The sequence below is a fragment of the Streptomyces lydicus genome (genome assembly GCF_000717345.1).
In the GTDB taxonomy this organism is placed as follows: Bacteria; Actinomycetota; Actinomycetes; order Streptomycetales; family Streptomycetaceae; genus Streptomyces; species Streptomyces lydicus.
In genome coordinates, this window is sequence record NZ_JNZA01000035.1 from 36,684 (window position 1) to 50,879 (window position 14,196).

Consider the following 14,196-nt stretch of genomic DNA (forward strand, 5'->3'; position numbering starts at 1 on the left):
GGCACCAATACCGGCAATTCACCTCATCGCCGACAGGTTGCCGCTCCACCCCGGCCCGCCGGGCGGGCTCAGTCGCGGGGCCGCAGACCGCGCAGTACCTGGTCGACCAGGGTGTCGACGAACTCGTAGGTCAAGGGGCCGGTGCGCATCAGCCAGCGCTGTGAGAAGGGACTCAGCACCATCTCGGCGGCCACCCGCACATCGACGTCGGCGGCGACCTCGCCGGCTTCCTGCGCCGCACGCAGCCGTTCGACGTAGACGCGGATGCCGGGCTCCAGCAGCCGGCCGACGAAGGTACGGGAGAGCTCCTCGTCGCCGGCGCCGGCCGCCGCGAGGGCGCGGTAGGGGGCCTGGAAGGCCGGGTCGTTGAACTCGTCGGCGGTCGCCCGCAGCACGAACTTCAGGTCCGCGGCCAGGTCACCGGTGTCCGGGAGGCCCTTGGCGTAGTCCTCGTCGGCGTCGGCGGTGAACGCGTCGAGGAGGACGGCGGCCTTGGAGGGCCACCAGCGGTAGATCGTCTGCTTGCCGACCCCGGCCCGGGAGGCGATGCCTTCGATCGTGAGCTTGTCGTAGCCGACCTCGCCGACGAGCACGAGGGCGGCGTCGAAGATCGCACGGCGGGAGCGCTCACTGCGGCGGGTGGCGTCGGGGGCGGGTTTGTTGGCCATGGCGCGGAGTCTAGCGAGAGAGAGGCGAGACGTATCGTCTTGACGAGACGCAACGTCTCGTGGATAGTGGGGGCAGTGAGAGCGAGACGGTCCGTCTCGCTCGGTGCAGGTCTCCCGTCCGGTGGAGACCTCGTTCGGCGGCAAGGAGAGGGGATCCCATGAGCAAGGGAAACGCGGGCGGCATGCTGGGCGTCGGCGGCACCCGGAGCAAGCTGTCGCGCGGTGCGCTGCGCGGCGGCGGGAGCGCCGGCCGCGGCGGCCGGGAGCGCGCCGAGGAGCAGGCACAGCGGCGTGATCTGCTGCGCAGATTCCAGGAGCGGGCGCGCACGGAGTGAGCCCGGAGCCACCCGAACGGCTTCCGGTGCGGGCGCGAGGGCTCCGCACGGCGGACGATGCTCCTGAGCGCGGGCGGGATCGCGTGCCCGCGCGGAGTTCCGTCACCGTGAGGAGCCCTCCTTGCGTACTCCCCGGCGCAGCGCCATCCCCCGTCGCTACCTGATGTGCCCGCCCGCGTACTTCCGGGTCAGCTACTCCATCAACCCCTGGATGGACCCCGGCAAACCGGTCGACCTCGCCGTCGCGCAGGCCCAGTGGGAGGACCTGCGCGACCGCTACCGCGCGCTCGGCCACACCGTCGAGGAGCTGGTGCCGCACCCCGGGTGCCCCGACATGGTCTTCACCGCGAACGGCGCCACCGTCGTGGACGGGCGGGTGCTCGGGGCGCGGTTCGCCTTCGCCGAGCGCGGCGCCGAGGCCGCGGTGCACGCCCGGTGGTACCGGGAGCACGGGTTCGCCGACGTACGGGAGCCGCTGCACATCAACGAGGGCGAGGGGGACTTCGCGGTCACCGCGTCCTGGCTGCTGGCCGGCCGCGGCTTCCGCAGCAGCCCGCTGTCGCACGCGGAGGCCCAGGAGTACTTCCGGCGGCCGGTGATCGGGCTGGACCTGGTCGATCCGCGGTTCTACCACCTCGACACGGCGCTGTGCGTGCTGGACGGGGGCGACGGGGAGCCCGGCGGGCGGGGCGCGGAGATCATGTACTACCCCGGTGCGTTCTCCCCCGGCAGCCGGGCGGTGCTGGCGCGGCTGTTCCCGGACGCGGTGGTGGCGTCGGCGGCCGACGCCGCGGCGTTCGGCCTGAACGCGGTGTCCGACGGGCTCCATGTGCTGCTGCCGGCCGGCGCGGTCGGGCTGTTCGGGCCGCTGCGGGAGCGGGGGTTCGAGCCCCTCGGGATGGACCTGGGCGAGTTGCTCAAGGGCGGCGGCAGCGTGAAGTGCGTGACGGCGGAGGTGCGGCCGGGGTGAGCCCCCGGGCGGCCGCCGGGCCGGTCAGGCCCAGTCGTCGCCCCACGCCGCGTCGCGGGCCGCCTTGTACGCGGCGCCGTGGCGCTTGGAGACCGTGGTGCGCTCCAGCCCGTCCGCCGTGGTGCACAGGTCCAGCAGGACCTGGCCCTTGCGGAGCTGCGGCTTGCGGACGATGCGGGCGGCGGCCGGGGCGGCGTCGAGGGTGGTGGCGGCCACGTAGCTGAACTTCTCGTCCTCGTACGGCAGGGAGCCGCCCTTCACCTGGCGGTGGAGGGAGGAGCGGTTGACCCGGGCGGCGAAGTGGCACCAGTCCTGCCCGGGGACGATCGGGCAGCTGCCGCTGTGCGGGCAGGGCGCGACGACGCGCAGGCCGGCCTCGACGAGCTGGGTGCGGGCCTCGCGGATGCGGAGGTAGCCGTCCGGGGTGCCGGGTTCGACGAGGACGACGGCGGTGGCCGTGGCGGCCGCGGCGACGACGGCGCGGCGGTCCTCGGGGCGCAGCTCGCCGAGGACGTAGGAGACGGTGACCAGGTCCGTGCCGGCGGGCAGGGTCAGTCCTTCGCCGAGGGTCCGGCGCTGCCAGTCGGTGCCGGGGAGGATGCCGTCGGCCAGTTCCGCGCCGAGGTCGAGGGCGGGCTGGGCCCAGTCCAGGACGGTGCTGTGGTGGCCCTGCCAGGTGGCGGCGGTGGCCCAGGTGGCGGCGCCGGTGCCGCCGCCGATGTCGACGTGGGTCGCCGGGGACCAGTCGGGGACGCGGACGGCGAACGCGGTCAGAGCGGCCCGTACGGCTTCGAAGGTGGCCGGCATGCGGTAGGCGGCATACGCGGCCACGTCCGCGCGGTCGCGCAGCACCGGGGCGTCGGTGGGGGTGCGGCCCCGGTAGTTGGCGATCAGGCGGTCCACGGCCTGCGCGGCCTGCTTGGGCGGCAGGCCGTCGAGCAGGCCGGCCAGTGCGGCGCGCAGTTCCTCGTGCATTGAAGGAATTCTACGGCGCCGGAAGGGCCCCTCAGCCGCCCCGGACCACCGCTCTGGCCAGCCGGGTGGCGGCCGCGGCGCGCGGGGCGCTGCCGCCGGTGCGGCGGCGCGGGTGGACGGTGTTGGCGAGCAGGATCAGGAAGGTGTCGGTGGCGCGGTCCAGCAGCAGGCTGGTGCCGGTGAAACCGGTGTGCCCGGCGGCGCCGCGGCCCGCCAACTCCCCCATGAAATACGGCTGGTCGATGCCGAAGCCGAGGCCGGGCGGATCGAGCAGGGCGGCGACCGCGCCGGCGCCGAGGATCCGGGCGGTGCCGTACGCGCCGCCGTTGAGCAGCGTGCGGCACAGCACGGCCAGGTCCTGGGCGGTGGAGAAGAGGCCCGCGTGGCCGGCCACCCCGCCCAGCGCCCAGGCGTTCTCGTCGTGCACCTCGCCGCGGAGCATCCCGCGGTCGACCTTGGCCCAGGGGCGCCGCTGGTCCTCCGTGGCCGCCACCCCGTGCGGCGCCAGCGGGCCGTAGCAGGTGCTGGACATGCCCAGCGGGCCGGTGATGCCCTCGCGGACCAGCGCGTCCAAGGGGCGCCCGGTGAGCTGCTCCAGGATCAGCTGGAGGCAGATCAGATTGAGGTCGGAGTAGAGGTAGCTGGTGTCGGGGCGGCCGGTGGGGGCGGCGGTCTCGCGCCACAGCAGCTCCAGCTGGGCGCCGCGCTCCGCGCGCTCGTAGAACGGCAGCTCGGGGGCGAGCCCGGAGGTGTGGGTGAGCAGCTGCCGGACGGTGATGCCCGGGGCGAAGGCCGGCAGGTGCGCCCGGACCGGGTCGTTGAGGAACAGCCGGCCCCGTTCGACCTGCTGGATCGCGACGATGGCGGTGAAGAGCTTGCTGAGCGAGGCGAGGTCGAAGACGGTGCCGACCCGCATCGGCTCCCACAGGTCGCGCGGCAGATCGAGGCCGCGGTCCTGCGCGGGGTCGTACGCCCGGTAGCGGTGGGCCCAGCCGGCGGCGGCCTCGGCGACCACGACCGGGCCGCGGCCGGCCAGCACCACCGCGCCCGGGCACCACGACGGCCGGCCCTCGGGCAGCGCGCACACGCCACGCACCAGCCGCTCCACCCAGGCCGGGTCCAGCCCCGCCCGGGTCGGCGTGCCGTAGGTGAGTCTCGGTGCGCTCAGGGTCCGGTCCTCCCTCTGCGATACCCCTACGGGGTGCTCTCCTCCCTACGCTGCCACGGGCGGCACAGTCCCAGGAAGCTCACGAGCGCCAAAACGGCACAGCACAGCTGGACGAGGGCCATCGGTACGGCGGTCCGCTCGCCCGCGACGCCCACCAGCGGGGAGGCCACCGAGCCCAGCAGGAAGGTCGAGGTGCCCAGCAGCGCCGAGGCGGAGCCGGCCGCGTGCGGGGTGCGCAGCAGGGCCAGGGTGTTGGTGCTCGGCATGATCAGGCCCATGGAGGCCATCAGGACGAACAGGCCGGCGGCCATGGGGACCAGCCCGACGTGCCCGAAGAGGCCGGAGCCCATCAGCAGCAGGGCGGTGGCGGCCAGCGCGGTCACCGCCAGGCCGGTGCCCAGCACCTTGTCCAGGCCGACCCGGCCGACCAGCAGCTTGCCGTTGAGCTGGCCGACCGCGACCAGGCCGACGGAGTTGATGCCGAAGAGCAGGCTGAAGACCTGCGGGGAGGCGCCGTAGATCTCCTGGATGACGAACGGGGAGGCCGAGATGTAGGCGAAGAGGGCGGCGAAGGCGAAGGCGCCGACGAGCAGGTAGCCGGAGAACACCCGGTCGGCGAGCAGGTCGCGCATGGTGCGCAGCGCCTCGCCCAGGCCGCCGGGGTGCCGGCGCTCGGGCGGCAGGGTCTCGTCCAGGGTGCGCCAGACCAGGGCGGTGAGGGCCAGGCCGACGGCGGTCAGCACGACGAAGACGCCGCGCCAGTCGGTGATCTGGAGGATTTGCCCGCCGATGAGCGGGGCGACGACCGGGGCCACGCCGGAGATCAGCATGAGCGTGGAGAAGAAGCGGGCCATCGCGACGCCGTCGTAGAGGTCGCGCACCACCGCCCGGGCGATGACGATGCCGGCGGCGCCCGCCAGGCCCTGGAGCAGCCGGAAGGCGATGAGCACCTCGGCGTCGGTGGCGAGCGCGCACAGCGCGGTGGCCAGCACGTAGATCACCATGCCGGCCAGCAGCGGACGGCGGCGCCCCCACTTGTCGCTCATCGGCCCGACGATCATCTGGCCCAGCGCCATCCCGGCCAGGCAGGTGGTCAGGGTCAGCTGGACGGTGGCCGCCGGGCTGTGCAGCACGGCGGTGACCTGCGGCAGGGCCGGCAGGTACATGTCCATGGAGAGCGGCGGCACCGCCGTGAGACCCCCGAGGACGAAGGTGACCAGGAGGCTGGTGCGGCGGGACGACGGCCGTACCCCGGGGGCACCGGGTGCCGCGTCCCGCCCGGCTATCGCGGGCGAATCCCCCGTCTCGGCAGCGCGGGTCCCGGGCTCCGTCATGAGCGTCTCCATGGGTCGGTGATGGCTGCACCATGGTGTCATGCACGGGGCGGGTTCCAGCCGTCCTCGGGGCCCTCCATTGGACCTAGGACATACGTCCCGCCGGGCCCGGGACCCCGGTCCCGGCGGGGCGTACGACCCCTGGATCAGGCGGGCTTGAGGCCCGGGTCGCCGGCCTCGGTGACGAAGGACGCGGCGGTGCGCACCGGCGCCCCGGGGGTGGTGACGGCGGACACCGTGCGGTAGTCGCCGCGGGCGGTCGCCTCGTCCAGGGTCACGGTCAGGTAGCCGCGGCGGCCGTTGTAGAACTTCATGTGCGGGTTGGCGGCCAGGTACGTCTCCCAGTTGGCGGGCTTGTCCGCGCCGTTCTTGCCGCTGCTGATCGAGGTGGTGACGAACTCCACGCCCGCGGTGCGCGAGCGGGGGTCGGTGAAGTCCCGCTTGATGTCGAAGGCGTAGTGCACGTGCACATCGCCGGTCAGTACGACGAGGTTGTCCACCCCGGCGGCTTCCGCGCCCGCCAGGACCCGTTCGCGGGAGGCCGGGTAGCCGTCCCAGGCGTCCATGCTGACCTGGTAGCCGGGGCCGGTGGCGTTGCGCCGCTCGGCGAAGGTGACCTGCTGCGGCAGCACGTTCCAGCGGGCGGTGGACTGCCGCCAGCCGTCGATCAGCCAGCGCTCCTGGGTGGCGCCGGTCAGCGTGCGACGGGGGTCCTCGGACTCCGGGCCCGGGGTGTGCCAGCCGTCGCCGTAAGCCTGGTCGGAGCGGTACTGGCGGGTGTCGAGGATGTCGAACTGGGCGAGCCGGCCGTACTGCAGGCGCCGGTAGAGCCGGGCGTCGGGGCCGTCGGGCCGCTGCGGGCGGCGCAGCGGCTGGTTCTCCCAGTACGCGCGGTAGGCGGCGGCCCGGCGGATGAGGAACTCGGCGGGCGGCAGGGCGTCCTCGCTGATGTCGGAGGCGTAGTTGTTCTCCACCTCGTGGTCGTCCCAGGTGACGATGAAGGGGTGCGCGGCGTGCGCGGCCTGGAGGTCCGGGTCGGACTTGTAGAGGGCGTAGCGCAGCCGGTAGTCCTCCAGCGTGACCGTCTCGCGGTTGAACAGCGCGGGCAGCGTGCGGTCGGTGTAGGCGCGGGCGCCGCCGTGCGCGCCGACCGGGTACTCGTAGAGGTAGTCGCCGAGGTGGAAGACGACGTCGAGGTCCTCCTGCGCCAGGTGCCGGTACGCCGTGAAGTAGCCGTCGTGGTACGCCTGGCAGGAGACCGCGGCGAGCTTCAGCTCGGAGAGCTGGGCGCTGCGGGCGGGCGCGGTGCGGGTGCGGCCGACGGGGCTGATCCAGCTGCCGGCCCGGAAGCGGTAGTAGTAGACGCGGTCGGGCGCGAGACCGGTGGGCTCGATGTGCACGGAGTGGTTGAACTCCGGGTGCGCCTCCGCCCGGCCCCGGCCGGCCAGCCGCGTGAAGTGCTCGTCGTAGGCGACTTCCCAGCGGACGGTGACTCTGGCATGCGGCATGCCTTCCCCGCTCGGCTCGTACGGGCGCGGCGCGAGGCGGGTCCACAGCACCACGGAGCCGGGCTGCGGGTCCCCGGAGGCGACGCCGAGGGTGAAGGGGTTCTCGGTGATCTTGCGGGCGTCGGCCTCGGCGGCGTACGCGGCGCCCGCGCCCGGCAGGTTGGTCGCGAAGGCGAGTGCGGCGGCGGCCCCGGTGGCGGTGAGGAAACGCCGGCGGCCGACGTGCGCGCCGGCGCCTGCCCGCGCGGGGCGCACCGCGTGCGCGAGGTGTGCGGCGGCTGCCCGGATCTCCTGCTCGTACGCTGCGGTCTGCGGCATCTGGCCCTCCCCTGGCGGCGGTTGTCCCCAAGGATTGGAGGGGTGCGGGACGGCGCGCCGCTGTCCCGTGCACGACGCATGCGTGACCGCGGGATGATGCTTGGACCCGCATCGGACGCGCCCGGACAATCACGGCACCGGGCGTGGCTCCGTAGGATTCGGACCATGGCTGAACTGATGGGGCGCGACGGCAGCTGGAGCTTCGACGGGGAGGGCGTGCGCATCGTGCCCGGGCGGGAGCGCGGGGTGCACAAACTCCGCCAGGACCTGGGCGAGTTCACGGTGCCGCTGACCGCGCTGGCCGGCATCGCCCACGAACCGGCCCGCAAGGGCGGCCGGTTACGCCTGCGACTACGGGACGGCGCCGACCCGCTGCTGATGGTCACCGGCGGCGGCCTGCCGGACGACGCGAACCCGTACCAGATGGCGGTGGACGCCGGGCGGGTCGACGTCGCCGAGTACTTCGTCGACACGGTGCGGCAGGCCCTGTTGCTGGAACAGATACCGGACGGGCCCTGCGACCGCTACCTGCTGCCCGGCCCGGCCGTGCCGCTGACCGCCGCCGGGGTCGACGGGGTGGCCGCCTTCGACGGCGAGCGGGTGACACTGGAGTGGCGCTGGAACACCAGCGAGATCAAACGGAATCACGGCCCCCGGGAGTTCGCACTGGCCGATCTGGCGGCGGTGGAGTGGCGGGCCGCCGCGGGCCTGGAGTCCGGCTACCTCCGCTTCCGTACGCACCACACGACCGACCGTCCCAAGCCCGAGCACGACCCCAACTCCATCGAGCTGTGGGGCTTCAAGAAGGAGAGCGGCACCACGGCGCTGCTGGCGGCCGCGGTGACGGTCCGGCTGCCGCACCCGGCCGCCGGCACCAGGACCGCGGACGCCCCGGCCGCCCTCGCACCGTCCGCGGACTCCCGGGCGCTCCCCGCCCCCGGGCCGGCGGCCGCCCCCGCCGAGGACCACGACGCCCTGCTGCGCCGGCTGCGCGAACTGGGCACGCTGCGCCAGGAGGGCATCCTGACCGAGGACGAGTTCACCGCCACCAAGGCCGCCGTCCTGCGGCGCTTCCACACCCCCTGACGGTGCGCCGGGCCGGACCCGGCGCGTCCGATCCGCGAGACGCGCCGCGGCCGCCCGGTCTGCTCCGGGTGCGGCGTTTACGCTGCCGCCATGGCACAGAACACAGAGCGGGCACGGGCGGCACAGGCATCCCCGACGGCGCGGGCCGGACAGGTGGGCGGGGCGGCGACCGCGACCCGGCCGACGCTGCCGGCCCCCGCCTCACGGGCCGGGCAGAGCGCGCAGACGGCCTCGGCGCCGCAGGAGGCCCGGCAGGGCGGGGCGGCGCCCCGGAAGGTGGCCGTGGTCACCGGCGCCGGTTCCGGCATCGGACGGGCGGTGGCCCGGGCCCTGGCCGAGGCCGGCTGGACGCTGGCGCTGGCCGGCCGGCGCGCCGAGGCGCTGGCGGAGACCTCCCGCCTGATGGGCCTCACCGGCCCCGACAGCCCCGCGGTGCTGACCGTGCCGACCGACGTGACCCGCCCCGAGCAGGTCGACGCCCTCTTCGCCGCCGTACGGGACCGCTTCGGCCGGCTCGACGTGCTCTTCAACAACGCCGGCACCTTCGGCAGGACGGGGCCGCTGGAGGAGTTGGGACACGACGACTGGCGCGCGGTGGTGGACGTGAACCTCACCGGCGCGTTCCTGTGTGCCCAGGCGGCGTTCCGCGTCATGAAGGACCAGGACCCGCAGGGCGGACGGATCATCAACAACGGGTCCATCTCCGCCCACGCGCCGCGGCCGCACTCCATCGCGTACACCGCCACCAAGCACGCGGTGACCGGCCTGACCAAGTCGCTGTCCCTGGACGGCCGTCCGTACCGGATCGCCTGCGGCCAGATCGACATCGGCAACGCGGCGACCGAGATGACCGGCCGGATGCAGAGCGGGATCCTGCAGGCGAACGGGCAGATGGCGACCGAGCCGGTGATGGACGCCGCCGATGTCGCCCGCACGGTCGTCCACATGGCCGAGCTGCCGCTGGAGGCCAATGTGCAGTTCGCGACCGTGCTGGCGACGAACATGCCGTACATCGGCCGGGGTTGACCTCGACGGGGACTCCCGGGCCACCGATCCCCGTCCGCCCCCTGCCCTCCTGCCGCTTCCGGTGGCACCCTTACCTCGGATCCGCACCACTCGTCTGCCGGGCCGCGGTCGCGCGGCCCCGTCCCCCGCGGCCGCGCGCTGTACCGCGCGCGGCCCCCGCAGAAGGAGTTACGCGTGAGACGAACCGCTCGTGGCACAAAGGCCGTTGACGGCATATCCAAGGCGCGTACCGGGGCCGGGTCCCGGGCCGCGCTCGGCACCCTGACGGCCGCCGGCACGCTGCTCGCCCTGCTGCTCCCCACCGGCCCGGCCGGCGCCGCCACGCCGCACGGCTCCCACCGCTCCCCCGCCCCGCGCGCCGCCCTCGACGCCTTCTGGACCGCGGACCGGATGCGCGCCGCCGCCCCGCTGGACCTCGGCGCCCCGGCGAAGGGATCCGGCGCGTCCGCCGCCCTTCGCACCGCCGGCGCGGTCCCGCACGGCGCCCCGCTGAAGGTGCCGCCCACCCTTCCGCGGTTCCCCCGGCTCCCGCACGTGCCCGCGGCGCTGTCCGGCGTCCTCCCGCAGGCCGGCGGGCCCTGGACCGGCCAGGGCGCGGTCACCAGGACCACCGGGCGGGTGTTCTTCACCTATCAGGGCCGCAACGCCTCCTGCTCCGGCGACGCGGTGACCAGCGCCAACAAGAGCACGGTGCTCACCGCGGGGCACTGCGTGAAGCTGCAGGGCGCCTGGCACACCAACTGGGTCTTCGTCCCCGGCTACCACGACGGCCAGGCCCCGTACGGCAAGTGGGCGGCCGCCTCGACGCTCTCCACCCCGCAGTGGACCGCGAGCGAGGACATCAACTACGACGTGGGGGCGGCGGTCGTCGCCCCGCTCGACGGCAAGAAGCTCACCGACGTCGTCGGCGGCCAGGGGCTGTCCTTCAACTCCGGCTACAACAAGGCCATGTACGCCTTCGGCTACCCCGCCGCGGCGCCGTACGACGGCACCAAGCTGATCTACTGCAGCGGCACCACCCTCAAGGACCCGCTGTTCTCCAACGACCACGGCCTGTCCTGCAACATGACCGGCGGTTCCAGCGGCGGCCCGTGGTTCACCTCGTTCGACGAGAAGACCGGCACCGGGCTGCAGTCCTCGGTCAACAGCTTCGGCTACCAGTTCCTCCCGAACACGATGTTCGGGCCGTACTTCGGCGACGACGCCAAGGCCCTGTACGACAAGGCCCAGGCGTCCTGACGCACGCGGACGGACCGTGCGGCGCGCCGGGAGCCCGGCCGCCGTACGGGCCGCCCGGTCACGGCCGGTGGGCCCGTCACGGCCGGGCCCAGCCGAAATCGTCGTAGCCCGCCCCGGCCAGCGCCGACGCCGCGACGGCGATCGCCACCAGCGCGCCGAACACCAGGAACGGCTGGAGGTGCGGGGCGAGCCGGGGCCGGCGCCGCCGGGGCCCCCGGCGGCCGCTGCCCAGCGCGCGGCCGATCCGCCGCTTCCAGTACACCAACCGGTAGTAGTGCTTGAGCATGCCGCCCCCACCCGTACACCCATGCGAAGGAAATCCACCTGAGGGTACTGGGCGCCGGGTGGGGGCCCGGCCCGGGGACGGCCCTCAGCGGGAGGTCAACTCCCGCAGGGACGCCAGCAGTTCGGTACCGTCCGGGACTCCCAGGCCGGTGCAGGCGTCCCAGCCAGGGGCGGCCCGGAAGGCGCCGTTGGTTCCGTCGTTGATCTCCCGGAAACCCCGCGAGGTGTGTCCGGGCGTCACGCCGGAGTACAGCAGCGGGTGGAGCATGCCGAGCGGACGGCCGAGCGCCTCCACCAGCCGGCAGGTCAGCGCCGCCCAGAGGGGCGCGACCGCGCTGGTGCCGCCGACGACCGTGGCCCGGCCGTTGACCAGCACCTCGTAGCCGGTGGCGGGGTCGGCGGCGCCCGAGACGTCCGGCACGCCGCGCCCGGGGGCGCTGCCGTTGTGCGGAACACCGGCCGCGTTCTGCCAGACCGGGAGGCCGAAGGCCACGCTGACGCCGCCGCCGGTGGCGCCGCCGCCGTCGCCGCCCCACACCCGTTCGCTGTGCACCTCACCGGTGGCGGGGTCGGCGTCCAGGCTGGTGCCGCCGCAGGCCAGGGCGTGCGGGCTGGACGCCGGGAAGTCGGTGTGCGCCCGGCCGTCGTGGACGCCGTCGTCGCTGCCGTCGTCGCCGGCCGCCACGCACACCGTCACACCGAGCGCCGCGGCGTCGGCGAACGCCTCGTCCAACGCGGCACGGGCCTGCTCGGTCCAGAATTCCTCCGGCGCGCCCCAGCTGATGCTCAGCGCGGCGGGCGTGGGCGTGGCGTGCACGGCCTGGCTCACCGCGGAGATGAAGCCCTGGTCGGTGTTGGGGGCGAAGTACACCTTCTGCTCGGCGCCGGGCGCCAGCGCGCCCGCGACCTGCATGTCCAGCACCACCTCGACGTCCGCGTCCCGGCCGGGGTGGTTGCGGCCGGTCCCGACGCTCACCGCGGTCACCTGCGGCGTCGGCAGACCGAGCGAGCGGAAGTAGGCGTCGAGGTCCCCCTTCCGGTAACCGCCATCGAATTCGGCCACGGCCAGGACCTGGCCGCTGCCGTCGGTCCCGGGCGGGAAGTGGTACACGTTCCCGAGTTCCGTCGGCTTGTAGGAGATCCGGCGGGCCTCGGCATGGGCGTGCCGCAGATGGGGACGCACCTGCGGGCGGTCGTCCAGGCCGAGCACCGCCACGATCAGGCCGTCCAGCTCCGCGGGCACCTCCAGCGTGCCCTCGCGGTGCCGGTGTTCGACGGGTGCGCCGCCGGCCGGGTCGGGGCTGGCCGCCCGGGAGAGTTCGGTGCGGAACGCCGCGGTCATCTGCTCCGCGGTGCCCGTCACCCGCATCTGCCGGGAGGCCAGGTCGACGTCGGTCACCCGTACGCCGAAGCGGCTCAGGACGTCGCGCACACGGTCGGCGTCGGCGGGCTCGGCGCCGTACCGCTCCGCCAGCTCGGGCTGCGGGATGGTCTCGGGCCCGGTCACCAGCTCGTGGGGGACCTCCGCGCGGCGCCGCAGCACGATGGTGGCCTCGACGGGCGCCGACGCGGCGAGGGGGCCGGCGGAGCGCGCCTGGGGCGCCGCCGAGCGTTCACTGCCGGGAATGGGGACAAATTGCTCATTCATAGCACAAAGTATCGGCCCGGTAACGCTCCGCCCGCATGTCGAGGCCGCCGCCGCGGGCCCGGCCGGGCGTAGGGTCGCGCCCGTGACCCACCTCGACGGGCGCCGCGGCGACCGCGGCGCGGGGTGCGGCGGGGCAGGAGGCGAGGGGTGCGATGAGGAAGATCGTGCTGATGATGTCGGTGTCCGTGGACGGCTTCTTCGAGGGCCCGGACCGCGAGCTCGACTGGCACCTGGTCGACGACGAGCTGCACCGCCACTTCAACGAGCAGCTCGCCGCGATGGGCGCCTTCCTCAGCGGGCGCGTCACCCACGAGCTGATGGCCGGCTACTGGCCCACCGCCGACGCCGACCCCGCAGCCACCGGCCCGGAGGCCGAATTCGCCGCCATCTGGCGGGAGATGCCCAAGATCGTGTACTCCCGGACCCTGCCGCGGGCCGACTGGAACACGACGATCGCGCGGGAGGTCGACGTCGACGAGATCGAGGCGCTCAAGGCGCGGCCCGGCGGGGACCTGGCGCTCGGCGGCGCCGACCTGGCCGCGTCCTTCCTGCGCCACGACCTGGTCGACGAGTACCGCCTCTACGTCCACCCCGTCGTCCTCGGCCGCGGCAGGCCGCTCTTCCCGTCCGCGGACACCCGTAGGGGCCTCACGCTCATCGGGAGCCGGACCTTCGGCAACGGGGTCGTCCTGCTCCACTACGGGCGTCAGGCGCTGGGCCGGTCCCGGCAGGAGAGCGCGTCGATGGTCTCCTCGCGCGGCCGGTAGTCGGTCTCCCAGGTGGGGTCGGCCTTCGGGATGGACCACAGCGAGGTCGAGAAGTCGTGGCTCCAGGTGTTGCTGCCGACGTACTCGCGCAGCGCGTCACGCAGCCGCAGGCAGTCCTTGCGGTGCCCCTTGTTCATGGCGATGCCGTAGTGGTTGGCGGAGCCGTAGGTGAGGTCGGGGACGACCCGCAGGTCGGGGTTCTCCTGGGTGAAGCCGTACAGGATCATCTGGTCGGTCGAGACCGCGTCGGCGACCTTCTTGACCTTGAGGTCGGCGAGGCAGCTGGAGGCGTCCGGCCGCTCGTAGACCGCGATCCGGCTGTACTCCGGGCCCTCCAGCGTGGTCGCCGAGGTGGTTCCCGGCCAGGTGCAGACGCGCTTGCCGAAGAGGTCGTCCGGTTTGCGGATCCGGTGGTCGTTCCGGCGCACCAGGATGCCCTGGTACGTCGAGGCGTACGGGCCCGCGAAGTCCAGTTCCTTCATCCGGTCGACGGTGATCGAGAACGTCGCCACGACCAGGTCCTTCTTCTTCCCGGTGAGCACCGCGCTGCGGTCCTCGGACGGCACGATCCCGAAGTCCGGCTCGGCACCGACGGACGCGAGGATCTGCCGCGCGACGGTGATGTCGAACCCGGAGAACTTGTAGGTGTGGACCACGCCCGTCCCCGGCTGGTCGTTCTTCGCCCCGACCGAGACCTTGCCGGACGCGAAGAGCGACGGCGGCTCCGACGTGCCGCAGGCGGCGGCCGACGCGGCGAGCGTGGCCAGCGCCGCGGCCGCGAGCGCGCGGTGCCGGCGGGCACGGCGCCGTCCGTGCGGGGCGCGTGCGGCTCCTGTGGTCATCTCTCCCCCGTTCCCGCCGGCTGCCCG

Annotated in this window: 14 protein-coding genes; 6 read left to right on the top strand and 8 right to left on the bottom strand. The window is 74.1% G+C overall.

Going from position 1 to position 14,196, the window contains the following annotated elements; translation table 11 throughout:
* Positions 1-68: 68 nt before the first annotated feature.
* Positions 69-668, bottom strand: a complete 600-nt coding sequence (locus OO62_RS28070; protein ID WP_033270418.1) for a TetR/AcrR family transcriptional regulator — start codon at positions 666-668, stop codon at positions 69-71.
* A gap of 158 nt (positions 669-826) precedes the next feature.
* Here OO62_RS28070 and OO62_RS40040 point away from each other — a divergent pair, with 158 nt between their 5' ends.
* Entirely contained in the window at positions 827-1,003 is a 177-nt protein-coding gene (locus OO62_RS40040) for a DUF6243 family protein (RefSeq protein ID WP_164993270.1), read from the top strand.
* Between the two features lie 121 nt (positions 1,004-1,124).
* Positions 1,125-1,973: a dimethylargininase gene (gene ddaH / locus OO62_RS28075; protein WP_228332422.1), complete on the top strand. Its 849-nt coding sequence runs from the start codon at positions 1,125-1,127 to the stop codon at positions 1,971-1,973.
* A gap of 24 nt (positions 1,974-1,997) precedes the next feature.
* Here the strand turns inward: ddaH and OO62_RS28080 are convergent, their stop codons facing one another.
* The 4 genes from OO62_RS28080 to OO62_RS28095 form a co-directional block, all read right to left on the bottom strand.
* Positions 1,998-2,948 (bottom strand): small ribosomal subunit Rsm22 family protein, encoded by a 951-nt coding sequence (locus tag OO62_RS28080; protein WP_033270419.1) that lies wholly within the window; start codon positions 2,946-2,948, stop codon positions 1,998-2,000.
* A 31-nt stretch (positions 2,949-2,979) separates the two neighbouring features.
* Positions 2,980-4,035 carry a serine hydrolase domain-containing protein gene (locus OO62_RS28085; protein ID WP_033270451.1) on the bottom strand — a complete coding sequence of 352 codons (1,056 nt, stop codon included), beginning with the start codon at positions 4,033-4,035 and terminating at the stop codon, positions 2,980-2,982.
* Positions 4,036-4,142: 107 nt separating this feature from the next.
* Positions 4,143-5,450 carry a multidrug effflux MFS transporter gene (locus tag OO62_RS28090; RefSeq protein WP_033270420.1) on the bottom strand — a complete coding sequence of 436 codons (1,308 nt, stop codon included), beginning with the start codon at positions 5,448-5,450 and terminating at the stop codon, positions 4,143-4,145.
* Positions 5,451-5,596: 146 nt separating this feature from the next.
* Positions 5,597-7,276 carry an alkaline phosphatase D family protein gene (locus OO62_RS28095; protein ID WP_078617390.1) on the bottom strand — a complete coding sequence of 560 codons (1,680 nt, stop codon included), beginning with the start codon at positions 7,274-7,276 and terminating at the stop codon, positions 5,597-5,599.
* Positions 7,277-7,441: 165 nt separating this feature from the next.
* On the opposite strand from OO62_RS28095, the gene OO62_RS28100 reads away from it, so the two are divergent.
* The 3 genes from OO62_RS28100 to OO62_RS28115 all read left to right on the top strand — a co-directional run bounded on the left by OO62_RS28100 (position 7,442) and on the right by OO62_RS28115 (position 10,627).
* Positions 7,442-8,362 carry a DUF4429 domain-containing protein gene (locus tag OO62_RS28100; RefSeq protein ID WP_033270421.1) on the top strand — a complete coding sequence of 307 codons (921 nt, stop codon included), beginning with the start codon at positions 7,442-7,444 and terminating at the stop codon, positions 8,360-8,362.
* 90 nt (positions 8,363-8,452) lie between these two features.
* Positions 8,453-9,388 (top strand): SDR family oxidoreductase, encoded by a 936-nt coding sequence (locus OO62_RS28110; RefSeq protein WP_078617391.1) that lies wholly within the window; start codon positions 8,453-8,455, stop codon positions 9,386-9,388.
* Between the two features lie 174 nt (positions 9,389-9,562).
* Entirely contained in the window at positions 9,563-10,627 is a 1,065-nt protein-coding gene (locus OO62_RS28115; RefSeq protein ID WP_398742057.1) for a trypsin-like serine peptidase, read from the top strand.
* Between the two features lie 76 nt (positions 10,628-10,703).
* Here OO62_RS28115 and OO62_RS28120 read toward each other — a convergent pair whose 3' ends face one another.
* Together OO62_RS28120 and OO62_RS28125 are read right to left on the bottom strand one after the other, a co-directional pair.
* A complete protein-coding gene (locus tag OO62_RS28120; protein ID WP_051733671.1) occupies positions 10,704-10,913 on the bottom strand; it encodes a hypothetical protein in 210 nt (69 codons plus the stop codon).
* A gap of 84 nt (positions 10,914-10,997) precedes the next feature.
* Positions 10,998-12,560 carry a S53 family peptidase gene (locus OO62_RS28125; RefSeq protein ID WP_033270423.1) on the bottom strand — a complete coding sequence of 521 codons (1,563 nt, stop codon included), beginning with the start codon at positions 12,558-12,560 and terminating at the stop codon, positions 10,998-11,000.
* A gap of 152 nt (positions 12,561-12,712) precedes the next feature.
* Here OO62_RS28125 and OO62_RS28130 point away from each other — a divergent pair, with 152 nt between their 5' ends.
* Entirely contained in the window at positions 12,713-13,327 is a 615-nt protein-coding gene (locus OO62_RS28130; RefSeq protein ID WP_051733672.1) for a dihydrofolate reductase family protein, read from the top strand.
* On the opposite strand, the gene OO62_RS28135 is transcribed toward OO62_RS28130, so the two are convergent.
* On the bottom strand, positions 13,267-14,169 hold the full coding sequence (locus OO62_RS28135; protein WP_051733673.1) for a transporter substrate-binding domain-containing protein: 903 nt from the start codon (positions 14,167-14,169) through the stop codon (positions 13,267-13,269). The genes OO62_RS28130 and OO62_RS28135 overlap by 61 nt on opposite strands.
* Positions 14,170-14,196 lie beyond the last annotated feature (27 nt).